Source organism: Nocardioides sp. Z30_9, from assembly GCF_058215735.1.
This window is the reverse complement of the sequence record NZ_JBZAJF010000003.1, coordinates 392,532-414,294: the sequence shown is the minus strand read 5'-3', so window position 1 is coordinate 414,294 and position 21,763 is coordinate 392,532. Positions and strand designations below refer to the sequence as shown.

20 protein-coding genes are annotated in these 21,763 nt (G+C 72.1%); all 20 read right to left on the bottom strand.

Annotated elements, in window-relative coordinates:
• Positions 1 to 9: 9 nt before the first annotated feature.
• Entirely contained in the window at positions 10 to 1,434 is a 1,425-nt protein-coding gene (locus AC4BGB_RS20515; protein WP_490548844.1) for an RsmB/NOP family class I SAM-dependent RNA methyltransferase, read from the bottom strand.
• Complete coding sequence (locus tag AC4BGB_RS20510; RefSeq protein WP_490548843.1) at positions 1,431 to 1,868, bottom strand: MmcQ/YjbR family DNA-binding protein; 438 nt, start codon at positions 1,866 to 1,868, stop codon at positions 1,431 to 1,433. Before AC4BGB_RS20510 ends, AC4BGB_RS20515 begins: the two co-directional genes overlap by 4 nt.
• Positions 1,869 to 1,878: 10 nt before the next feature.
• The gene (gene fmt / locus AC4BGB_RS20505) at positions 1,879 to 2,805 is read right to left on the bottom strand and encodes a methionyl-tRNA formyltransferase (protein ID WP_490548842.1); all 927 of its coding nucleotides are present in this window, start codon (positions 2,803 to 2,805) and stop codon (positions 1,879 to 1,881) included.
• Positions 2,805 to 3,350 (bottom strand): peptide deformylase, encoded by a 546-nt coding sequence (gene def / locus AC4BGB_RS20500; RefSeq protein WP_490548841.1) that lies wholly within the window; start codon positions 3,348 to 3,350, stop codon positions 2,805 to 2,807. Before def ends, fmt begins: the two co-directional genes overlap by 1 nt.
• Before the next feature lie 105 nt (positions 3,351 to 3,455).
• Positions 3,456 to 5,540 (bottom strand): primosomal protein N', encoded by a 2,085-nt coding sequence (locus tag AC4BGB_RS20495; RefSeq protein WP_490548840.1) that lies wholly within the window; start codon positions 5,538 to 5,540, stop codon positions 3,456 to 3,458.
• A gap of 48 nt (positions 5,541 to 5,588) precedes the next feature.
• Entirely contained in the window at positions 5,589 to 7,238 is a 1,650-nt protein-coding gene (locus AC4BGB_RS20490) for an alkaline phosphatase family protein (RefSeq protein WP_490548839.1), read from the bottom strand.
• 171 nt (positions 7,239 to 7,409) lie between these two features.
• Positions 7,410 to 8,612: a methionine adenosyltransferase gene (metK, locus tag AC4BGB_RS20485; protein WP_490548838.1), complete on the bottom strand. Its 1,203-nt coding sequence runs from the start codon at positions 8,610 to 8,612 to the stop codon at positions 7,410 to 7,412.
• Positions 8,613 to 8,714: 102 nt separating this feature from the next.
• Positions 8,715 to 9,980, bottom strand: a complete 1,266-nt coding sequence (gene coaBC / locus AC4BGB_RS20480; RefSeq protein WP_490548837.1) for a bifunctional phosphopantothenoylcysteine decarboxylase/phosphopantothenate--cysteine ligase CoaBC — start codon at positions 9,978 to 9,980, stop codon at positions 8,715 to 8,717.
• 13 nt (positions 9,981 to 9,993) lie between these two features.
• Positions 9,994 to 10,347: a DNA-directed RNA polymerase subunit omega gene (gene rpoZ, locus AC4BGB_RS20475; RefSeq protein ID WP_490548836.1), complete on the bottom strand. Its 354-nt coding sequence runs from the start codon at positions 10,345 to 10,347 to the stop codon at positions 9,994 to 9,996.
• Positions 10,348 to 10,407: 60 nt separating this feature from the next.
• The gene (gmk, locus tag AC4BGB_RS20470; RefSeq protein WP_490548835.1) at positions 10,408 to 10,980 is read right to left on the bottom strand and encodes a guanylate kinase; all 573 of its coding nucleotides are present in this window, start codon (positions 10,978 to 10,980) and stop codon (positions 10,408 to 10,410) included.
• 22 nt (positions 10,981 to 11,002) lie between these two features.
• A complete protein-coding gene (gene mihF, locus AC4BGB_RS20465) occupies positions 11,003 to 11,320 on the bottom strand; it encodes an integration host factor, actinobacterial type (RefSeq protein ID WP_490548834.1) in 318 nt (105 codons plus the stop codon).
• A gap of 234 nt (positions 11,321 to 11,554) precedes the next feature.
• The gene (locus AC4BGB_RS20460; RefSeq protein ID WP_490548833.1) at positions 11,555 to 11,974 is read right to left on the bottom strand and encodes a hypothetical protein; all 420 of its coding nucleotides are present in this window, start codon (positions 11,972 to 11,974) and stop codon (positions 11,555 to 11,557) included.
• An 11-nt stretch (positions 11,975 to 11,985) separates the two neighbouring features.
• A complete protein-coding gene (gene pyrF, locus AC4BGB_RS20455; RefSeq protein WP_490548832.1) occupies positions 11,986 to 12,855 on the bottom strand; it encodes an orotidine-5'-phosphate decarboxylase in 870 nt (289 codons plus the stop codon).
• Positions 12,852 to 13,937 (bottom strand): quinone-dependent dihydroorotate dehydrogenase, encoded by a 1,086-nt coding sequence (locus AC4BGB_RS20450; RefSeq protein ID WP_490548831.1) that lies wholly within the window; start codon positions 13,935 to 13,937, stop codon positions 12,852 to 12,854. Before AC4BGB_RS20450 ends, pyrF begins: the two co-directional genes overlap by 4 nt.
• Positions 13,934 to 17,236, bottom strand: coding sequence for a carbamoyl-phosphate synthase large subunit (carB, locus tag AC4BGB_RS20445; RefSeq protein ID WP_490548830.1), 3,303 nt, complete (start codon positions 17,234 to 17,236; stop codon positions 13,934 to 13,936). The genes AC4BGB_RS20450 and carB overlap by 4 nt, the downstream gene beginning before the upstream one ends.
• Positions 17,236 to 18,378 carry a glutamine-hydrolyzing carbamoyl-phosphate synthase small subunit gene (carA, locus tag AC4BGB_RS20440; RefSeq protein ID WP_490548829.1) on the bottom strand — a complete coding sequence of 381 codons (1,143 nt, stop codon included), beginning with the start codon at positions 18,376 to 18,378 and terminating at the stop codon, positions 17,236 to 17,238. The genes carB and carA overlap by 1 nt, the downstream gene beginning before the upstream one ends.
• Positions 18,375 to 18,863 (bottom strand): PH-like domain-containing protein, encoded by a 489-nt coding sequence (locus AC4BGB_RS20435; RefSeq protein WP_490548828.1) that lies wholly within the window; start codon positions 18,861 to 18,863, stop codon positions 18,375 to 18,377. Before AC4BGB_RS20435 ends, carA begins: the two co-directional genes overlap by 4 nt.
• The gene (locus AC4BGB_RS20430) at positions 18,864 to 20,153 is read right to left on the bottom strand and encodes a dihydroorotase (protein WP_490548827.1); all 1,290 of its coding nucleotides are present in this window, start codon (positions 20,151 to 20,153) and stop codon (positions 18,864 to 18,866) included.
• Entirely contained in the window at positions 20,150 to 21,085 is a 936-nt protein-coding gene (locus AC4BGB_RS20425; protein ID WP_490548826.1) for an aspartate carbamoyltransferase catalytic subunit, read from the bottom strand. Before AC4BGB_RS20425 ends, AC4BGB_RS20430 begins: the two co-directional genes overlap by 4 nt.
• Positions 21,082 to 21,720 carry a bifunctional pyr operon transcriptional regulator/uracil phosphoribosyltransferase PyrR gene (gene pyrR, locus AC4BGB_RS20420; RefSeq protein ID WP_490548825.1) on the bottom strand — a complete coding sequence of 213 codons (639 nt, stop codon included), beginning with the start codon at positions 21,718 to 21,720 and terminating at the stop codon, positions 21,082 to 21,084. The genes AC4BGB_RS20425 and pyrR overlap by 4 nt, the downstream gene beginning before the upstream one ends.
• Positions 21,721 to 21,763 lie beyond the last annotated feature (43 nt).

The following is a 21,763-nucleotide window of genomic DNA, read 5'->3' as shown; positions in this document are numbered from 1 at the left end:
GCTCCGATCCTAGGTGCGGCGCAGCAGCGCCATGAACATCGCATCGGTGCCGTGCCGGTGCGGCCACAGCTGGACCGCGCCCGGCAGGTGGGCCGACTCCGCGTCGGTGGCCTCCGGCACCAGCGACAGGGCGTCCTCGAGCCGGGCGTCGTCGCGCTGCCCGAGCACCGACCGGACCACCGCCGCGGTCTCCTCGACCACCGGTGAGCAGGTGGCGTAGAGGACGACGCCGCCGGGCCGCACTGAGTCCAGCGCGCTGGTGAGCAGTGCCGCCTGGAGGGGCGCCAGGTCCTCGACGTCGGCGCGGGTACGCCGCCAGCGACTCTCCGGACGGCGGCGCAGGGCACCGAGCCCGGAGCACGGCGCGTCGACCAGGACCCGGTCGAAGGTGGCCGGCGACCAGGGCGGCACGAGGCCGTCGCCGGTGACCACGTCGCCCGGGGTCAGCCGCATCGCCTGGGCGACGAGCTTGGCCCGGTGCGGAGCGCGCTCGTTGGCCAGCAGCCGGGCGCCTCGTTCGTCGGCCAGGGCTGCCAGCAGCACCGCCTTGCCACCCGGCCCGGCGCACAGGTCCAGCCAGTGCTCGTCGCGGCCCTGGACGCCGGCCCTGGCCAGAGCGAGGGCGACCAGCTGCGACCCGGCGTCCTGGACCCCGGCCCGCCCCTCACGGACAGCCGGTACCTCCCCCGGGTCACCGGAGTCCAGCGTCACCCCGAGCGGGGAGATGGACGGCTCCTGCGAGCCCGCCGCCGCGAGCTCCTCGACCGTGGAGAGTCCCGGTCGCGCGGCCAGGGTCACCAGCGGCCGCTCGTTGTCGGCGCGCAGCAGGTCCTCGAGCTCGTCGGGCCGGTCCAGCGCGGTCGCCAGGGCAGCCACGATCCACTCCGGGTGGGAGTGCCGCACCGCCGGGGACGCGTCCAGGAGGTCCATCCAGGACTCGAGGTCGTGACCGGCCAGCTTGCGCATCACCGCGTTGGTGAACCCGGCGGGCTTGTGGCCGATGCGCGCACGCACCAGCTCCACGGTGCTGGTCACCGCGGCGTGGTCGGGCACGCGCATCCCGAGCAGCTGGTGGGCGCCGAGGCGCAGCGCGTCGCGCACGGCCGGGTCGGGAGCGCGACCGGCCAGGTGGTCGATCACCGCGTCGTAGCTGCCCAGCCCGCGCAGCGTGCCGCCCACGAGCTCGGTGGTGAAGGCGGCGTCGCGTCCGGTGATCTCGCGCTCGCGGAGCACCTGCGGCAGCACCAGGTTGGCGTAGGCGTCGTCCTCACGCACGGCCACCAGCACGTCGTACGCCGCCAGCCGGGAGGCGTCCACCTTCGGCTTGTCCGGGAGCCTCTTGCCCTGCGCCGTTCTCTCCTGGGCCGTCTTCTTCTCCTGGGCCCCGCCGCGAGCCGGCTTGCCGGGCGTGCGCTTGCCTGGGGTGCTGCTCATGCCAGGAACTCGCGGACCAGCTTCTTGGGAGCTGTCGCCAGCCAGGCATCGGTGATGACCTCGGCGAGCTCGTCCCGGGTGATCTCCCCGAGACGGGACTGTTGCACCAGCACTGCGTTGTACCCCTTGAAGTGGTCGATGGTGAAGAACGGCCCGGCGGCCTCGACGAGCGCGTCCTTGTCGTCCGGGTTCGCGGTGCGGATCACGAGGAGGTCGTCGTACTCCGCGCCCGTCGCCGGGTCGATGGCCGACCGGTGCGGCTTGCGGTAGAGCACGAACCCGCGGCCCTTGTCGCCCTTCTCCCGCAGCGGCACCAGCCACGTGGGGACGTCGCCCCAGGAGGTGCCGAACCAGGTCTGTGGCAGGCCGCGGCAGATCTCGTCGACGTCCTCGGGCCGGGCCGGTGGCGACGGGGTGGACGACTGGCTTGGCATGGCGCCGACGCTACCCGCCGAGCCGGGCACCGGACTCCAGCCGGACACCGCGCGCCCAGTCGGCGGCGTCCATCTCCTTCTTCCCGAACGGCTTGACCCGGCCGAGCCGGACCGGCTCGGTGCCGGTGCCCACGAACACGGCGTTCTTGGTGACCTCGAGACGACCCGGCTCGAGCAGGTCGCGGTCGACGTGGAGCACGGGGCCGAGCTTGATCCGCTCCCCCTCGAACGTCGACCAGGCGCCCGGCGCCGGGGTCATCGCCCGGACCCGGCGGTCCACGGCGACGGCCGGCTCGGACCAGTCGACCTCCGCGTCCTCGACGGTGATCTTCGGGGCGAAGCTGATCCAGTCCTCGGGCTGCTCACGCGCCTCCAGGGTGCCGTCCTCGATGCCGTCAAGGGTCTGCACCAGCAGGCCGGCACCGCCCTCGGCGAGGCGGTCGAGGAGGTCGCCGGCGGTGTCCTCGGGACGGATCGTCTGGGTCATCAGCCCGAAGGTGGGACCGGCGTCGAGCTCCTTGACGATCCGAAAGGTGGTGGCCCCGGTGACCTCGTCACCGGCCCAGATGGCGTGCTGCACCGGCGCCGCACCGCGCCAGGAGGGCAGCACCGAGAAGTGCAGGTTGACCCAGCCGTGCTCCGGGATGTCCAGCGCGGACTGCGGGAGCAGCGCGCCGTACGCCACCACCGGGCAGCAGTCGGGTCGCAGCGCCCGCAGCTCCTCCTGGAAGGCGGGGTCGCGCGGGTGCTCCGGCTTCAGGACGGGGACTCCGAGCTCAGCCGCCCGCAGCCCGACCGGGGAGGCGACCAGCTTGCGCCCGCGGCCGGCCGGGGCGTCGGGCCGGGTGACGACGCCGACGAGCTCGTGCCGGCTGGCTGCCACCGCCTCCAGCGCGGGTACGGCGACCTCGGGGGTGCCGGCGAAGACGACCCGCACTAGATTCCGAGCCCGTTGGTGGCGTGCGGCGAGAACTTCACCTGCGGGGCATTGGCGCCGAACCACTCCGCCTCGCGGATGAACCGCATCGCCTCGCGCCGGGCCTCCCGGTCGAGGCGGTCCACGAAGATGATGCCGTCGAGGTGGTCGGTCTCGTGCTGGATCGCCCGCGCGAGCATCTCGCTGCCCTCGACGACCACCGGCTCGCCGTGCATGTCGAAGCCGTGGGCGACGACCGAGAGGGCCCGCTTGCAGTCGATGGTGAGCCCGGGGATCGACAGGCATCCCTCGGGGCCGTCCTGGATCTCCTCGGAGAGCCGCAGCTTCGGGTTCACCAGGTGGCCGAGCTCGCCGTCCACGTTCCAGGTGAACACCCGCAGCCCGACGCCGAGCTGGGGCGCGGCCAGTCCGGCCCCCGGCGCCTCGAGCATGGTGTCGGTGAGGTCCGCGACCAGGGTCCGCAGCTCCTTGTCGAAGTCGACGACCGGCTGCGCGGGAGTGCGCAGCACGGGGTCACCGAAAAGACGGATGGGTCTGATGGACACGCGTGCTCCTCTGCTGGTGGGTCGGCGGCAAGTCTAGGAGCGGCGGGGTCACGGGTCAGCCCGGGCCGTCGCCCGACCGTCCCGGTGGCAGGCCCGGCCGGGCCCTCAGCCGAGCTCGGCGGGGTCGACCTCGACCCGCACGTGGGCCAGCTTGCGGGTGGAGCGCTGCGCCTGGAGGGCTCCGAGGGCGGCCGAGAGCGCGGGTCCGGCGCTCCTGGGGACCCGCACCACGTAGCGCACCGCGGCCTCGTCGCCGGCGCCGATGGGCAGGTCCCGCACGGAGTCCCTGGTGCCCGGCACCGGCACCGGGCCCAGCACCTCAGCCCCCGGTGGCAGCTGCAGGGCGGCCACGGCCTGCTCGAGGTCGTCGGGCTCCCCGGTGATCGTGGCGACCCGCGACGCCGGCGGCAGGTGGGCGGACTGTCGCTCCTCGATCTCGCGCCGGGCCAGGCCACCTGGGTCCCACCGCAGCAGGGCCTGCAGCCCCGGGTGGGAGGACTCGCCGATCGCGAGCACGCGGCCCCCCTCGCTCGCCGGGCGAACCAGGGCGGCGGCGTTGGCCCAGCGGCGCACCGCCTCCTCGGTCGCCCGCAGGTCCGAGCGCGCCAGCAGCAGCCAGGTGTCCATCAGCACGACGGCCTCGTAGCCGCCCGGCGCAACCGGCTCGGCGCCCGGGGTCGCGACCACGATCGCGGGCGTGCTCTCCACCTCCGCCAGGACGCGGTCCCCCGAGGACGAGACGCGGACCGGCACCCCCGGGATCGCCCGGCCGAGCTCCTCCGCGGTGCGGGCGTCCCCCAGGACGGGCGCACGCAGCCCGTGTCCCCCGCACTCGCCGCAACGCCAGGCCGGCACGGCCGTCGCGCACCAGGTGCACTCGGGTGGTCGCGCGGGCCCACGCAGCCGGAGCGGGCCGTGGCACGCCGGGCACAGCGCCGGAGTGCGACAGCGGTCGCAGGACAGCCGGGTCGCGTAGCCCGCGCGTGGGGTCTGCACCAGCACCGGCCCCCGGCGTACCGACTCCCGCAGCAGGGTGAGTGCCTCGCTGGGCAGCCTGGCCGAGCGCGCTCCCGGGTCGCGGGCGAGGTCGTGCTCGGAGTCGCCGGTCAGGCCCACCGAGATGCGGCGGCGTACGACGTCGCGCGGCGCCACCACCTCGGTGGCCCACCCGGTGCGCAGGAGGTACTCCGCCTCCACGCTGCGCGCGTGCGCCGCCAGGATCGCGGCGGCCCCCGTCTCCTGGGCCCGCATCAGCAGCACCTCACGGACGTGCGGGTACGGCGCCCGCGGCTCCTCGTGGAGGTCGTCCCCGTCGTCCCAGACCGCCACCAGCCCGAGGTCCTGCACCGGCGCGAACGCAGCGGCGCGGGTGCCGATGACGACCCGGACCGCCCCGCGGCGGATCGCGAGGAACGCGCGGTAGCGCTTGGCCGGTCCGGAGTCGGCCGCCAGCACGACGTGTCTCCCCGCGCCCAGGCGCGCGGTCAGTGCGGCGTCGAGACGGTCCACGTCGCGGCGGTCCGGCAGGCACACCAGCGCCCCGCGGCCCGCGGCCGCCGTCAGCGCGACGGCCTCGGCGAGCAGCTCGGCCCAGTCGTCGCCGGGCACGACCGTCCACACCACCCGCGGGGACCGGCCCTGCGCCAGCGCCTCCAGGACCCCGGCCGCCTCGGGATAGTGCGCGGTCAGCTCCGGCCGCGGCTCGACGCTGACCGGGGGTGCCGGATCGGAGGTCTCCTTCTCCACGGTCGCGTGCCGGGGCGGCACCGCGAGGCGAAGCACGTCGGAGCGGGTCCCGGCGTACCGCTTGGCGACGGCACCGGTGAGCGCGGCGACGTCGGGGCTGAGCACCGGCTCGGCACCGACGACGCGGCGCAGGGGCTGAAGCCGGCCGGTGTGCTCGGTGGTGGCGGCGCGCTCGATCACGAACCCGTCGACGTCCTGGCCCGCGAACCTCACCTTGACCCGCACCCCGGGCTGGGCGACGGCGGACATCGTCTCGGGCACGGCGTAGTCGAAGGGCCGGTCGAGGTGGGCGAGCGCCACGTCGACCAGGACCCGGGCGACCGGGTCCACCGCGGCCACGGGGACCGGCTTGCGCTCCTTGGGCGGCTTGGCCTTGCGAGCGACCGCCTTGACCCGTTCAGGCGCCGGGAGCAGCGCCGGCTGCTCCTCGTCTCCTGTGGTCACACGCGCATGCTTTCACCCGGGAGTGACAGGTCCCGCGCACCCCGGCGGTCAGCGCTTCGGCAGCTCGTAGGCCCGGCCGTCGAGGCGGTGCGTGGGCTTGATCTTCATCGCCTTGAGGATCGTCGGCACGATGTCGACCGACCGGACGCCACCCTTGAGGTCCTTGGACCCCACGTTGGCCCCGGCGAAGAGGATCGGGATCTGCTGGGAGCGGCGCTGGATGCCGCCGTGGTCGCCCTTGACCGAGTACGTCGTGTCGTCGACCAGCGTGGCGATCACGTCGGCGCCGTGGTCGGCCGCGGTGGTGTTCAGCAGCTCCTGGGCCTTGCTCTTGAACCAGGCCCGCTCCCCCTTCGAGGGCATCCGGTCCCAGCGCACCGGGGTCACCCGGTCGAAGTGGCCCCCGTGCCGCTTCCACACCGCGGAGACGCCCGGCATCTTCGCCATCACGGCCGCGGCCTGCTTGACCTTCGCCGGGGACTGGTCCTTCAGCCAGGCGCGGACCATCGAGTCGGAGTAGGTCATCGCCACGTTGCCGGTGGCCACCAGCGGCTTCAGGGCGTCCTGCGGGTCGAGGTACTCGTCGTTCTCCAGGCTGCCGTAGTACCAGTTGTAGTAGCCCTGGCCGGCGGCGTCCTTGCCGTGGAAGTGCCGGCCGGGGACCGAGCCGTGGTCGGAGGTCAGCACGACCAGGGTGTCCTCGATCTCGCCGGTGCTGCGCAGGTGGCTCATGATCTTGCCGACCTGCTGGTCGGCGACCTGGGTGGACGCGTCCATGTGCGTCATCGGGACGGGGCCGCCCGGGTCGTCCATGGCGCCCCACATGTGCGCCGCCTTGTCCACGCCCGGGAGCGTGACGAACACGCCGCTCCACTTGCGCTCGTTCTTCATCGTGGCGATCGCCGCGTCGGCCGCCCACACGTCCCCGCCCTGGTGGGCCGGGTCGGTGCCGACCGTGTACCGGTTCCCGTCCAGGGGGTACATCCAGGCCGGCGAGACGTCGGTGTCGTACTTCAGCGAGGACGGCGAGTTGACGTAGAAGCGGCCGCACTCGGGAGCGGAGAGGTAGGCGGGCACACCGATGCCGGCGGGGCCGCGCCAGTTGTTCGCCGCCGCGCCGTCGCAGTTGTAGGACCGGCCCGAGAACGTGATCGTCCTGTCCGCGTGCGCGCCGCCGAGTCCCCAGGCGGCGTACGACTTCGGGCTGATCGCGACCACGGTGGAGCCGGGGCGCTTGGCGTGGAGGTACTCCGCGAGCTTCGGGTAGCCCGCGTGCTCCTGCAGCGGGAAGATCTCCTTCTCGGAGAAGTTGCTGGTCAGCCACATGTTGCCGGGTCTGTCCGGGTTGTCGGGGAGCACCCCGTCGACGTCGCGGTAGCCCTCGTCGGCCCAACCCATGTTCTTGGGCAGCGCCCCGGTGGTGATCACGTTGTGGGTGACCACGGTGACCGCACCGAGGTGCCCGAGGTAGGAGTTCGGCGCGTCCGCGCCGGTGCGCATCAACGCCTGCACGTTGCGCATCTTGTACTTCTCGACGATCTCGCGGTTCAGCCCGTCGACCACGATGACGACCACCTTGGTCGGGGTGTGCGCCTTCGGCGGCAGCTTCCTCGTGGCCGTCGCGCCCGGGGCGGAGAGTCCCACCAGGGCCAGCGACACGGCCAGCAGGGTGGGCAGGACGAGACGGGACCGACGCATGCGGGACCTCCGGGGTGACGAGGCCGGGTACCCGGCGCTCGATGCCCGCGAAACTAGCACCGCGCGGGTCCGGAGAGATATAGCGCGCGCGGGTCCGGTTTCCCAGGTTCTAGACCTGGGAAACCGGCCGGCCCAACCCGAGGAAGCCCGAAGCCAGCCCGAGCAGCAGGCTCAGGCGCCCGCGGCGGCCTTGAGCTTCTCGGCGCGGTCGGTGCGCTCCCAGGTGAAGTCGTCGAGCTCGCGCCCGAAGTGCCCGTAGGCAGCGGTCTGGGCGTAGATCGGCCGGAGCAGGTCGAGGTCGCGGATGATCGCGGCGGGCCGCAGGTCGAAGACCTCGAGGACTGCCTTCTGGATGACCTCGTCGGAGACGATGCCGGTGCCGAAGGTCTGCACGAAGACGCCCACGGGCTGCGCCTTGCCGATCGCGTAGGCGACCTGGACCTCGGCGCGACGGGCCAGCCCGGCGGCGACGATGTTCTTGGCCACCCAGCGCATGGCGTACGCCGCGGAGCGGTCCACCTTGGACGGGTCCTTGCCGGAGAACGCCCCGCCACCGTGACGGGCCATGCCGCCGTAGGTGTCCACGATGATCTTGCGACCGGTCAGGCCGGCGTCACCCATCGGTCCCCCGACGACGAACACGCCGGTCGGGTTGACGAGCAGGCGGTAGTCCTCGGAGGGGATCTCGAAGCCGGCGAGCACGTGGTCGATCACGTGCTCCTTGACGTCGGCCTCCAGCCGCTCCAGGGTCACGTCGTCCGCGTGCTGGGTGGAGAGCACCACGGTGTCCACCCGGACCGGGCGGTCGTTCTCGTCGTACTCGATGGTGACCTGGGTCTTGCCGTCCGGGCGCAGGTAGCCCAGCGTGCCGTCCTTGCGGACCTCGGTGAGCCGCTCGGCGAGGCGGTGCGCGATGGTGATCGGCAGCGGCATCAGCTCGGGGGTGTCGTCGGAGGCGTAGCCGAACATCAGCCCCTGGTCGCCCGCGCCCTGCTTGTCGAGCTCGTCGGAGGACTCGCTCACCCGCGACTCGTGGCCGTGGTCCACGCCGGCGGCGATGTCGGCGGACTGGCCGCCGATGGCGACCTGTACGCCGCAGGACTTGCCGTCGAAGCCCTTGACGGAGGAGTCGTAGCCGATCTCCAGGATCTTCTTGCGGACCAGGTCGGCGACCGGCGCGTAGGCGTTGGTGCGCACCTCGCCCGCCACCACGACCAGCCCGGTGGTCAGCATGGTCTCCACCGCCACGCGGAGGTTCGCGGTGTCCGAGTCGTTCGCGAGCAGGTAGTCCAGGACCGTGTCGCTGATCGCGTCGGCGATCTTGTCCGGGTGACCTTCGGTCACGGACTCGGATGTGAACAGTCGTCCGGTCACTTCAAACTCCTACGCGGTGGGGTGCACGACTCGTGGCAGCCGATCGTGCCGCTTCTCGGCGGGCCGAGCCTAACTGACCGTCTCACGGCTCAGACACCCGTCTCACTGGGTGTCGGACGACTCCGTGGACGGGCGCAGGTCCGCTACCCGGTCCCAGATCACGTGGGCCAGCGCTGCCTTCGACCCGAGCGGGACGGTGACCGCGCTCCCGTCGGCGGCGAGCACGACCGCCTCGTTGTCGGTCGACCCGAACACCGCTCCCCCGCCCACGTCGTTGACCACCAGCAGGTCGCACCCCTTGCGGGCGAGCTTGGCGCGTGCGTGCTCCATCACGCTGCCGCTCTCGTCGCCGGTCTCGGCGGCGAAGCCGACCACGACGATGTGCTCGTTGGGCCGCTCCGAGGCGAGGTGGGCCAGGATGTCGGGATTCTGGGTCAGCCGGATCTCCGGTGCTGTGCCGTCCTCGGACTTCTTGATCTTCGAGGTGCTGCTGCTCTCGGGACGGAAGTCGGCGGGCGCTGCCGCCATCACCACGGCGTCCGCGGCCGACGCTGCCTCGAGGACCTGGTCCCGCAGCTGGGCCGTCGTCTCCACCCGGACCACCTTCACCCCGGCGGGGTCGGGCAGGCTCACGTTGGCCGCGACCAGGGTGACCTCGGCCCCGCGGGCGGCCGCGGTGCGGGCGAGGGCGTATCCCTGCAGTCCCGAGGACCGGTTGCCGATGAACCGGACCGGGTCGAGGTACTCGCGGGTGCCGCCTGCCGAGACCACGACCCGCATCCCGGCCAGGTCCTGGACCGGCGCTCCCTGCTGCCGCCCAGCGCGAGCCAGCAGGTCGGTGGCCACCCAGAAGATCTCGCCCGGGTCCGGCAGCCGGCCCTTGCCCGTGTCGGCGCCGGTGAGCCGGCCCTCGGCGGGCTCGATCACGACTGCGCCACGGGAGCGAAGCGTGGCCACGTTGGCCTGGGTAGCGGGGTGCTCCCACATCTCGGTGTGCATCGCCGGGGCGAAGACCACCGGGCAGCGGGCGGTGAGCAAGGTGTTGGTGAGCAGGTCGTCGGCCAGGCCGTGCGCGGCCTTGGCGAGCAGGTCGGCGGTCGCCGGAGCCACCACGACCAGGTCGGCCGACTGGCCGATCCGCACGTGGGGCACCTCGTGGACGTCGGCCCACACCGTGGTGCTGACCGGCTTGCCGGACAGCGCGGCCCAGGTGGGCGCCCCGACGAACTCCAGCGCCGAGGCGGTGGGTACGACGGTGACGTCGTGGCCGGACTCGGTGAGCCGGCGCAGCAGCTCGCAGGCCTTGTACGCAGCAATCCCGCCGCTCACGCCGAGGACGACGCGAGGGCGGGACACAGCGTGTTCCACGCGGGGCTGCTTGCTACTCGCTGGCCGGGTCGGCCGCGGGTGCCTGCGGAGCGGGCACGGATGCGGCGAGCGCCTCGGCGGCAGCCTCGTCGGGGTCGATGTCCTCACAGGTGAGCAGGTCGGCGTTGATCTCGCGAAGCGCGATGGACAGCGGCTTCTCCTGCACGTGGGTGTCCACGAGCGGGCCGACGTACTCGAGCAGGCCCTCGCCGAGCTGGGAGTAGTACGCGTTGATCTGACGTGCACGCTTGGCGCTGTAGAGCACCAGCTTGTACTTGGAGTCGGTCTTGGTCAGCAGGTCGTCGATCGGGGGGTTGGTGATCCCCTCGGCGACGGGGGCAACTGGCTGGGCACCGGACAAGCTCATCGAGCCTCACTAACGAAGAGGTGGTTCTGCGCAGACGCGCCAAGGCAACTTGGCGGGCGGTCACGATCCGGGATGGACCCCGGACTGCATCAACTCTACCAATTCCTCGCCTGCAGCGTGAATCTTGCGGTTGACGATGGTGACGTCGAACTCCGACTCGGCCGCCAGCTCCGCCCGTGCGCTCTCCAGGCGGCGCTCCCGCTCGGCCTCGTCCTCGGTGCCGCGGCCGACCAGGCGACGCACCAGCTCCTCCCAGGAAGGGGGCGCCAGGAAGACGAACAGCGCCTCGGGCATCCGCTCGCGCACCTGCCGGGCACCCTGGAGGTCGATCTCCAGCAGGGCCGGCCGGCCGGCGGCGACGGCTTCCTCGACCGGTCGTCGCGGGGTGCCGTAACGGGCGCCGCGGTGGACCACGGCCCACTCCAGCAGCTCGTCGTCCTCGACCATCCGGTCGAACTCGGCGTCGGTGACGAAGTGGTAGTGCACGCCGTCCTGCTCGCCGGGACGCCGGCGCCGGGTCGTCGCGGAGACCGAGATCCAGATCTCGGGGTGGTGCTCGCGAACCCAGGCGGTGAGCGTGCCCTTGCCCACCGCGGTGGGTCCCGCGAGGACGGTGAGCCGGGAGGCAGTCACCAGCAGGTCCAGGTCGGCGCGATCACTCGGAGGAGAACTCCTCGACCAGTGCCGCGACCTGCTTGACGCCGAGGCCGCGCACCCGGCGGGACTCGGAGATCTTCAGCTTCTCCATCACCTGCTGGGCGCGGACCTTGCCGATGCCGGGCATGGACTGGAGGAGCTCCTTGACCCGCATCTTGCCGATGACCTCGTTGGTGCCGGCCTCCTCGACGACCTCGGCGATGGTGGCACCGGAGTGCTTGAGGCGGTTCTTGACCTCGGCGCGCTCCCGTCGGGAAGCTGCTGCCTTGTCGAGAGCAGCCTGGCGCTGCTCGGGGGTGAGGGGCGGCAAGGCCACTGCGGTTTCCTCGACTTCCTGCTCGACTGCTTCGAGCGGGTGGGACATGACTGGGTGAAAAGTGGGAATGTGCTTGGGGGAAAGGATGCCCGGATCTCTCGGACACCCGGCAATCTAGTCACGGCCCGCCGGACCCTGCAACGCGAGGGGCCTCTGGTCGTGCTGGGTCGAGATCAACGTCACCACGCGTGTGCATCTGCACGGTCCTCGGCGGTGCCGCGGACCCGCTGGGCGTCACTGCCCCAGGTTGATCTTGCAGACGTCGCGGGCCTGGGTCTCGATCCCCTTCGAGGCCGCGACGACGTCCTCGGTGCCGATCTGGTCGGCGGCGGCCGCGATCGCCTTCTGGTCGGCCGCGCCGAGCCCGGCCGGGGGCTGGCTGTCCACGAAGTCCGCGGGCTCCACCCCGGCGTCCTCCAGGGCGTCGTCGAGCCCTTCCAGCGCACCGAGGAAGACCTGCCACTCGTCGGTGAGGTCGTCCGGGGAGCTCTCGGCGAGGTCGCGCCACATCGGCAGTCCCTCGAGGAGGCCGGTCGGCGACCCCGAGGCCAGCAGCTCCGCGATCTGCTTGCGGTCGGACTCCAGAGCACCGCAGTAGTCCTGGCCGCCACAGCCCACGAGCGGGAGCAGCAGGGCCAGGAGGACCGTAGCCACCCGGGAACGCCTCACCGACCGTCCCGCAGGGCGATGAAGGCGTCCAGCGAGCGTCCCGCGGCCGCGACCAGCGACGCCCCGTCCGGGCCGGCGCCGAGGATCTCCCGCGAGCTCGAGGGCAGCACCAGGTCGATCACGTCGCCGAAGATGCGGCGTACGTCGTCGACCGTGCCGCCCTGCGCGCCGATGCCCGGCACCAGCAGGGGCCCGTTGATCGCCAGGTCCTCGGCGGTGTCCTGGATGGTCGCCCCCACGACAGCCCCGAAGGACCCGAGCGTGCCCGCCGCCGCGTTGAGGCCGCGAAGCTCGTCGAGGACGGTGCCGGCGACGCTGGCTCCGGCCTCGGTGCGGGCGTGCTGGAACGCAGGCGCCTCCGGGTTGGAGGTCAGCGCCAGGACGAAGACCCCGGTGCCGTGCTCGCGCGCCGTCTCGATCATGGGGGCGAGGCTGCCGAAGCCGAGATAGGGCGTGGCCGTGATCGCGTCGACCGCCATCGGGGACCGGGGGTCGAGGTAGGCGTCGGCATAGGCCTGGGCGGTGGAGCCGATGTCTCCGCGCTTCACGTCGAGCACCACCAGCGCGCCGGCCTCCCGGCAGGTCTCGACCACCCGCTCGAGGACGCCGATCCCCCGTGCGCCGAACCGCTCGAAGAACGCCGACTGTGGCTTGATCGCGGCCACCCGGGGCGCGAGCTCCTCGGCGGCGCGGAGGGCGAACTTCTCCAGGCCGTTGACCGAGTCGGTCAGGCCCCAGGCGTCCAGCAGGCCGACGTGGGGATCGATCCCCACGCACAGCGGTCCGCGGCCGTCCATCGCCTCCTGGAGGCGGGCACCGAAGGGCACGGGCGCCTGCTGGTCCTGCGCCGGACGGGTACCGGTCATGGCTGCTCCCCCACTGCTCTGGTTGCCTGCATCCTCGCCGAGATCTGCGCGTTCGTCCTCGAGGGCCACCAGGGTCCTTCGAAGACGAACCCGGTGTAGGCCTGCACCAGGTCGGCGCCGGCGGCCAGTCGGTCCAGGGCGTCCTCGGTCGAGCTGATGCCGCCCACGCCGATCAGCGCCAGCCGGTCGCCGACCCGGCCGCGCAGCAGCCGGATCACCTCGTCGGCCCGTGCGCGAAGCGGTGGTCCCGAGAGGCCACCGGCCCCGGCGGCCTCCACCTCGGCGGGGGTGGAGGCCAGGCCCGCCCGCGAGATGGTGGTGTTGGTCGCCACGATCCCGTCGAGGCCCAGCTCGAGCGCCAGGTCCGCCACCGCGAGCACGTCCTCGTCGCTGAGGTCGGGCGCGATCTTCACCAGGAGCGGCACGTGCCCCGGCGACACGTCGTCGCTGCGGCGGCGTACGGCGCTCAGCAGCGGCTCGAGCCGGGCCACGGCCTGCAGGTCGCGCAGGCCCGGGGTGTTCGGGGAGGAGACGTTGACCACGAGGTAGTCGGCGAACGGCGCGAGCAGCGTGGTGCTCTTCTCGTAGTCGGCGATCGCCGCGTCCTCGGGCACCACCTTGGTCTTGCCGATGTTGATCCCCAGGGGAACGCTCCCGCTGCGGCCGGTGCGGTCCAGGCGGCGCGAGGCGAGCCTGCGTGCGACCTCCTCGGCGCCCTGGTTGTTGAAGCCCATCCGGTTGACGATGGCCCGGTCGGCCGGCAGCCGCGCCAGTCGCGGCCGCGGGTTCCCGGGCTGCGGCTCACCGGTCACCGTGCCGATCTCGACGAACCCGAAGCCCAGGTCGGCCAGGGCGTCGAATCCCTCACCGTTCTTGTCGAACCCGGCGGCGAGCCCGAGCAGCCCGGGGAACTGCAGTCCCATCACCGTGTGGGTCCCGGGCGCCCAACCCCGGCGCGCCCGGGCGCCGACCACGCGGGTCAGCGGCCGGGCGGCCCGGATGGCTCGGAAGGCGACGTGGTGCGCGGACTCGGGGTCGGTCCTGGTCAGCACCCGGTCGAAGAGCTGCCGGTACAGGCTCACCGAGCCCAGTCCTGCAGGGAGCGGACCCCGATGTCGGAGGCCCGCATCGCCTCGATGCCCTGCACGGCGGCACCCAGACCCTGCACGGTGGTGATGCACGGGATGTTCCTGGTGATCGCCGCGGTGCGGATCTCGTAGCCGTCCAGCCGCGGCGAGCCGCCGCTCGTGCTGCCGTGGGGCGTGTTCACGACCAGGTCGACCTCACCGTCGAGGATCCTGCCGACGATCGTCTTCTCGCCGTCCTCGGCGTCGCCCTCGCTGTGCTTGCGCACCACGCTCGCCGAGACGCCGTTGCGCCGCAGCACCTCCGCCGTCCCCACGGTGGCCAGGATCTCGTAGCCCATGTCCGCGAGCCGCTTGATCGGGAAGATCATGCTGCGCTTGTCGCGGTTGGCCACCGAGACGAACACCCGTCCGGTCAGCGGCAGGGAGCCGTACGCCGCCGTCTGGGCCTTCGCGAAGGCCTTGCCGAAGTCGGCGTCGAAGCCCATAACCTCGCCGGTCGAGCGCATCTCCGGGCCGAGGATCGCGTCCACGTTCTTGCCCTCGGTCGTCTTGAACCGGTTGAAGGGCATCACGGCCTCCTTGACCGCGATCGGGGCGTCGCCGGGCAGGTCGCCGCCGTCCCCGGTGGCGGCCAGGACGCCTTCGGCACGCAGGTCGGCGATGGTCTCGCCGAGCATGATCCGCGCCGCCGCCTTGGCCAGCGGGCGGGCGGTCGCCTTGGACACGAACGGCACCGTGCGGCTCGCCCGCGGGTTGGCCTCGAGCACGTAGAGCACGTCGGAGCCCAGTGCGAACTGGATGTTCAGCAGTCCGAGGACGCCGACACCGCGGGCGATCCCCTCGGTGGCCTCGCGGATCCGAGCGATCTCCTCCCTGCCCAGCGTGATCGGCGGGAGCGCGCAGGAGGAGTCGCCGGAGTGGATGCCGGCCTCCTCGATGTGCTCCATCACGCCGCCGAGGTAGAGGTCGGTGCCGTCGAAGAGTGCGTCGACGTCGATCTCCACCGCGTCGTCGATGAACCGGTCGACGAGCACCGGGTGCTCGGGGCTGATCTCGGTCGCGCGCTGGATGTAGCCGCTCAGCGACTCGTCGTCGTACACGATCTCCATGCCGCGACCGCCCAGGACGTACGACGGCCGCACCAGCACCGGGTACCCGATCGTGGCGGCGATCTGCTGCGCCTCGGGGAACGACGTCGCCATCCCGTGCTTGGGAGCCGGCAGGCCGGCCTCGGCGAGGACCCGGCCGAACGCGCCGCGCTCCTCCGCGAGGTGGATCGCGGCCGGCGGGGTGCCGACGATCTTCACGCCGGCGTCCTCCAGCCCCTGGGCCAGGGCGAGCGGGGTCTGCCCGCCGAGCTGGCAGATCACGCCCGCGATCGGGCCCGCCTTGGACTCGGCGTGCACGATCTCGAGCACGTCCTCGAGGGTGAGCGGCTCGAAGTACAGCCGGTCGGAGGTGTCGTAGTCGGTGGAGACCGTCTCGGGGTTGCAGTTGACCATCACGGTCTCGTAGCCGGCCTCGTGCAGCGCGAGGCTGGCGTGCACGCAGGAGTAGTCGAACTCGATGCCCTGACCGATCCGGTTGGGCCCGGAGCCCAGGATGATCACCGCCGGCTTCTCGCGCGGGGCCACCTCGGTCTCCTCGTCGTAGGAGCTGTAGTGGTAGGGCGTCTTCGCGGCGAACTCGGCGGCGCAGGTGTCCACGGTCTTGTAGACGGGGCGTACACCGAGCGCGTGCCGCACCCCGCGGACCACGTCCTCCTTCATGTCGCGGATCTTGCCGAGCTGGCCGTCGGAGAACCCGTGCCGCTTGGCCCGGCGCAGGAGCGCGGGCGTGAGCTCCTCGGCGGCGATGATCTCCTGGGCGATCTCGTTGATCAGGCACAGCTGGTCGACGAACCACGGGTCGATGCCGGTGGCGTCGTGCACCTCCTGTGCCGTCGCCCCGGCGCGCAGCGCGTCCATCACCACGCGCAGCCGGCCGTCGTGCGGCCTGCTGGCCTGCTGGAGCAGGGTGTCCTTGTCGAGCTCGACCAGCCGGTGGCTCCAGTCGAAGACAGCCTTGCCGACGCCCGAGGTCGGGGCCTCCAGCGAGCGCAGCGCCTTCTGCAGCGCCTCGGTGAAGTTGCGCCCGATCGCCATCGCCTCGCCGACCGACTTCATGTGGGTGGTCAGCGTGGGGTCGGCGGCCGGGAACTTCTCGAACGCGAATCGCGGGACCTTGACCACGACGTAGTCCAGGGTCGGCTCGAAGCTGGCCGGGGTCTCCTTGGTGATGTCGTTGGGGATCTCGTCGAGGGTGTAGCCGATCGCGACCTTGGCGGCGATCTTCGCGATCGGGAAGCCGGTGGCCTTCGAGGCCAGCGCGCTGGAGCGCGAGACCCGCGGGTTCATCTCGATCACGACGACCCGGCCGTCGGCGGGGTTGACCGCGAACTGGATGTTGCAGCCACCGGTGTCGACGCCCACCGAGCGGATGATGCCGATGGAGAGGTCGCGCAGGTACTGGTACTCGCGGTCGGTCAGCGTCATCGCGGGTGCCACGGTGATCGAGTCACCGGTGTGCACGCCCATCGGGTCGAGGTTCTCGATGGAGCACACGATCACCACGTTGTCGGCGGTGTCGCGCATCACCTCGAGCTCGTACTCCTTCCAGCCGATGATCGACTCCTCCAGGAGCACCTCGGTGGTCGGGCTGGCGGCCAGGCCCGCACCCGCGATCCGGTCCAGGTCCTCCGCGTTGTAGGCCATCCCGGAGCCGGTGCCGCCCATGGTGAAGCTCGGGCGCACCACCATCGGCCAGCCGAGGTCCTTGGACGCCTCGACGCACTCCTCGAGGGTGTGGCACACCACCGAGCGGGCCACCTCGCCGCCGAGCTCCTCGACGATCTTCTTGAACGACTCGCGGTTCTCGCCGCGGTTGATCGCCTCGATGGAGGCTCCGATCAGCTCCACGCCGTACTTCTCCAGGACGCCGAGCCGGTCGAGGTCCATCGCGGTGTTCAGCGCGGTCTGGCCGCCCAGCGTGGCGAGCAGCGCGTCGGGGCGCTCCTTCTCGATCACCTTCTCGACGTACTCCGCGTTGATCGGCTCCACGTAGGTCGCGTCGGCGAACTCGGGGTCGGTCATGATCGTGGCCGGGTTGGAGTTCACCAGGATGACCCGCAGGCCCTCCTCGCGCAGCACCCGGCAGGCCTGGGTGCCGGAGTAGTCGAACTCGGCTGCCTGCCCGATCACGATCGGCCCGGAGCCGATCACGAGCACGCTCTTGATGTCCTCGCGCTTCGGCATCAGATGGAACCTTCCGGTGAAGTTGCGGTCATCAGGTCGGTGAACCTGTCGAAGAGGTACGCCGCGTCGTGCGGGCCGGCTGCTGCCTCGGGGTGGTACTGGACCGAGAAGCTCTTCAGGTTGCCCTCGTCATCTCGGAGTTCGAGGCCCTCGACGACGTCGTCGTTGAGGCACACGTGGCTCACCGTGGCCGTCCCGTAGGGGGTCTCGGTCGACCCGTCGAGCGGGGCGTCGACGGCGAAGCCGTGGTTGTGGGCGGTGACCTCGACCTTGCCGGTGGTGCGGTCCATCACCGGCTGGTTGATCCCGCGGTGGCCGTACTTGAGCTTGAAGGTGCCGAAGCCGAGCGCCCGGCCGAAGAGCTGGTTGCCGAAGCAGATCCCGAAGTAGGGCAGCCCCGCCTCCAGCGCCCCCTGGAGCAGCGCGATCTGGTGGGTCGTCGCGGCCGGGTCACCGGGGCCGTTGGAGAAGAACAGTCCGTCCGGGCCGGACTCCCCGACCGCCTGCACGTCCTCGAGGGTGGAGGTCGCCGGCAGCACGTGGACCTCGATGCCGCGCTCGGCCATCATCCGCGGGGTGTTCGACTTGATGCCCAGGTCGAGCGCCGCGACGGTGAACCGCTTCTCGCCGATCGCCGGGACCACGTAGGCCTCCTTCGTGGAGACCTCGCCGGCGAGCTCGCTGCCGGCCATCTCGCCCGACTCGCGGACCCGGGCGAGCAACGACTCGACGTCGGAGGTCGCCGAGGAGATGCCCACCCGCATCGCCCCGCGCTCGCGCAGGTGGCGGGTCAGGGCGCGGGTGTCGATCCCGCTGATCCCGACGACCCCCTGCTCGCGCAGCTCGTCGTCGAGCGAGCGCGTGGAGCGCCAGTTGGACGGGATGCGCGCGGGGTCGCGGACGACGTACCCGCTGACCCAGATCCGGCGCGACTCGATGTCCTCGTCGTTCATGCCGGTGTTGCCGATGTGCGGGCTGGTCATCACCACGACCTGCCGGTGGTACGACGGGTCGGTGAGCGTCTCCTGGTAGCCGGTCATCCCGGTGGAGAACACCGCCTCGCCGAAGGTCTCGCCGGTGGCCCCGTAGGACTCGCCCCGGAACACCCGTCCGTCCTCGAGAACGAGGATCGCGTCGCTCATGCTTCTCCCTTTTCCTGGCCAGCGTGCTGGCCCTGCGCTGACTTGCGTGTCATCTTCGAGATCGTGCGCACCCACCGGTCGGCGTCGGGTGCGGTGCGTGCCTTGTCGGCCCTGCCTGCCTTGCCTGCCTCCAGCCGGAAGCCGGTGCGCCACTGCTGCTCACCGTGCTCCCACCGGACGACCAGCAGCGCGTCGCTGCCGGTGCCGTCGAACTCCCCCGCCGAGGTGGCGCCGCGCAGGGCCGCGGCCGGGATCCGGAAGGACCCGGCCATCCGGACCACGTCGAGGGCCTCCTCGGACAGGTGCAGCCGCGAGGAGCTCTTCGCCGAGAGCGTCTTGCCGACGACCTTCTCGCCGGACGCGGTGAGCGTGCCGAGGTAGCGCGCCGGGGACTGCAGCTTGTGCGGCGGGAGGTCCGCCATCTTGGGCACCGGGACCAGGTCGGGCAGCCCGTCGGTGCGCGGGCGCCTGCGGAACAGCCCCATTCAGACCAGGCTCCCGTCGAGGACGGTGGGGACTCCGCGCAGCACGGTGGCGACGACTGCGCCGGTGAGCTTGCGCTCGTGCCACGGGTTGTTGCGCGACAGCGAGGCCGAGCTCGTCGCGTCCACCACCACGACTGCGGCCGGGTCGACCAGGGTGACGTTGGCCGGCTGGCCGACGCCCAGCGTGCCGCCGTGGCCCTCGAGCCCGGCGATCCGGGCGGGGTTCTGCGACATCACCCGGGCCACGTCGGCCCACGACATCGCCCCGGAGGCGACCATCACGTCGCTGACCACCGACAGGGCGGTCTCGAGGCCGAGCATCCCGAAGGCGGCGTCGACGAACGCGTGCTGCTTGTCGTGCCGGGCGTGCGGCGCGTGGTCGGTGGCGACCGCGTCGATGGTGCCGTCGGCGAGCGCCTCGCGCAGCGCGGCGACGTCCTCGTCGGGGCGCAGCGGCGGGTTCACCTTGTAGACGGGGTCGTAGCCGGTGAGCAGGTCGGCGGTCAGCATCAGGTGGTGCGGGGTGACCTCGGCGGTCACGTCGATCCCTTGGGCCTTGGCCCAGCGGAGCACCTCGACCGAGCCGGCGGTCGAGACGTGGGCGACGTGCACCCGGCTGTTGGTGTGCCGCGCGAGCATCACGTCGCGGGCCACGATGGTCTCCTCGGCGATCCCGGGCCAGCCGGGCAGCCCGAGGCGGCCGGAGAGCTCACCTTCGTGGCAGCAGGCGGTGGGCCCGGCGAGGTCGGGGTCCTGCGAGTGCTGGGAGACGACGCCGCCGAACCCGCGGACGTACTCCAGCGCACGCCGCATCACCCGCGGGTCGTGCACGCACTTGCCGTCGTCGGAGAACACCCGCACCCTGGCGCGCGACCGCGCCATCAGCCCGAGCTCGGCGAGCTCCTCCCCGGCGAGGCCGCGGGTCACCGCGCCGACCGGCTGCACGTCGACCAGCCCGGCAGCGCGACCGAGGTCGAGGATGCGCTCGGCGGCCTCGGCGGTGTCGGTCACCGGCGAGGTGTTGGCCATCGCCAGCACGGCGGTGAACCCGCCCAGCGCGGCCGCCCTCGACCCGGTGAGCACGGTCTCGGCGTCCTCGCGACCCGGCTCGCGCAGGTGGGTGTGCAGGTCGACCAGTCCGGGCAGCGCGACGAGGCCTTCGGCGTCGATGACTCGGGCGTCCTCGGGCTCCTCGGCGACGAGGACCCCGTCCGCGACGTACAGGTCCTGGGGCTGCTCGCCCAGCGGCGCGGCCCCCTTGATGATCAGTGCCTGCGTAGGGGTACTCACGCCGCACTCCCTTCTCCTGCGAGCAGGTGGTAGAGCACCGACATCCGGATCGCGACGCCGGCCGAGACCTGGTCGAGCACCGCGGACTGCGCGGCGTCGGCCGCGTCGGCGGCGATCTCGAGCCCGCGGTTCATCGGGCCGGGGTGACAGATCGGCGCGTCCGGCTTGAGCACGGCGAGCCGGTCGCGGGTGAGGCCGTAGCCCACGGTGTACTCCCGCGCGCTGGGGAAGTAGGCGCCGTGCATCCGCTCGCGTTGGACGCGGAGCATCATCACCGCGTCGGCCTCGGGCAGCACCGGGTCGAGGTCGTAGGTGGTCGCGAAGCCGGCGTCCTTCGACCAGGCGGTGACTCCTGCCGGCATCAGGGTCGGCGGCGCCACCACGGTCACCCGGGCACCGAGCTTGGTCAGCAGCAGCACGTTGCTGCGGAAGACCCGGCTGTGGGTGACGTCGCCGACGATCACCACGTGCTGGTCCTCCAGGGTCCCGAGCCGGCGGCGCAGGGTGTAGGCGTCGAGCAGCGCCTGGGTGGGGTGCTCGTGCATCCCGTCGCCGGCGTTGATCACCACGGCGTCGGTCCACTGGCTCACCTGCTGCGCGGCACCGCTGGCGCCGTGCCGGATGACGAGGCCGTCGACCCCCATCGCGGCGACCGTGAGCACCGTGTCGCGCAGGCTCTCGCCCTTGCTCACGCTCGATCCCTTGCCGGAGACGTTGATGACGTCCGCGGAGAGCCACTTGCCGGCGATCTCGAAGGAGGAGCGGGTGCGGGTCGAGTCCTCGAAGAACAGGTTGACCACGGTCCGGCCACGGAGCGCGGGCAGCTTCTTGACCGAGCGGCGCTGCACATCGTGCATCTCGGCCGCCGTGTCGAACAGGGCCTCGACGTCGGCCACGCTGAGGTCGTCGATGGAGAGCAGGTGCTTGTTCATGCGGGCAGTCCCCCCTCGTCGGCCCCGGCCTCCGGGGTCACCGCCTGCCCCGCCATCGGGGCGATCCGGACCTCGTCGTACCCGTCGGACTCCTCGAGGCGGACCATCACCCGCTCGCTGCGCGAGCTGGGCAGGTTCTTGCCGACGTGGTCGGCGCGGATCGGGAGCTCGCGGTGCCCGCGGTCCACGAGTACGGCGAGCCGCACCGTCGCGGGCCTGCCGAGGTCGTTCATCGCGTCGAGCGCGGCGCGGACCGTGCGGCCGGAGAAGAGCACGTCGTCCACGAGCACGACGACCTTGCCGTCCACGCCGCCGGGAGGCATCCGGGTGTGGTGCGGCTCGCGCGCCGGGTGCCTGCGCAGGTCGTCGCGGTACATCGTGATGTCCAGTGTGCCGAGCGGGACCTCGGCGCCCTCGACCTTCGCGATCCGCTCGGCGATGCGCCGCGCGAGGTGGACGCCACGCGTGGGGATGCCGAGGAGGACGAGATCGTCGAGACCCTTGTTGCGCTCGAGGATCTCGTGCGAGATGCGGGTCAGGGCCCGGGAGATGTCACGGGCGTCGAGGACGGTTCGTCCATCGGGGACAGCGTCTGTGGTTGCTGTAGGTACAGGTGCGGGTCGGGCAGGAACCATCGCGCCGGACCTCCTTCTCCGCCTCACAGGACGGCTCGTTAAA

What these genes read in the sequence shown, in the direction of transcription:
- AC4BGB_RS20515 (WP_490548844.1), bottom strand. Translation starts at nt 1,434, where the DNA reads ATGAGCAGCACCCCAGGCAAGCGCACGCCCGGCAAGCCGGCTCGCGGC.
- AC4BGB_RS20510 (WP_490548843.1), bottom strand. Translation starts at nt 1,868, where the DNA reads ATGCCAAGCCAGTCGTCCACCCCGTCGCCACCGGCCCGGCCCGAGGAC.
- AC4BGB_RS20490 (WP_490548839.1), bottom strand. Translation starts at nt 7,238, where the DNA reads ATGCGTCGGTCCCGTCTCGTCCTGCCCACCCTGCTGGCCGTGTCGCTG.
- rpoZ (WP_490548836.1), bottom strand. Translation starts at nt 10,347, where the DNA reads ATGAGCTTGTCCGGTGCCCAGCCAGTTGCCCCCGTCGCCGAGGGGATC.
- pyrF (WP_490548832.1), bottom strand. Translation starts at nt 12,855, where the DNA reads ATGACCGGTACCCGTCCGGCGCAGGACCAGCAGGCGCCCGTGCCCTTC.
- carB (WP_490548830.1), bottom strand. Translation starts at nt 17,236, where the DNA reads ATGCCGAAGCGCGAGGACATCAAGAGCGTGCTCGTGATCGGCTCCGGG.
- carA (WP_490548829.1), bottom strand. Translation starts at nt 18,378, where the DNA reads ATGAGCGACGCGATCCTCGTTCTCGAGGACGGACGGGTGTTCCGGGGC.
- AC4BGB_RS20435 (WP_490548828.1), bottom strand. Translation starts at nt 18,863, where the DNA reads ATGGGGCTGTTCCGCAGGCGCCCGCGCACCGACGGGCTGCCCGACCTG.
- AC4BGB_RS20425 (WP_490548826.1), bottom strand. Translation starts at nt 21,085, where the DNA reads ATGAACAAGCACCTGCTCTCCATCGACGACCTCAGCGTGGCCGACGTC.
- pyrR (WP_490548825.1), bottom strand. Translation starts at nt 21,720, where the DNA reads ATGGTTCCTGCCCGACCCGCACCTGTACCTACAGCAACCACAGACGCT.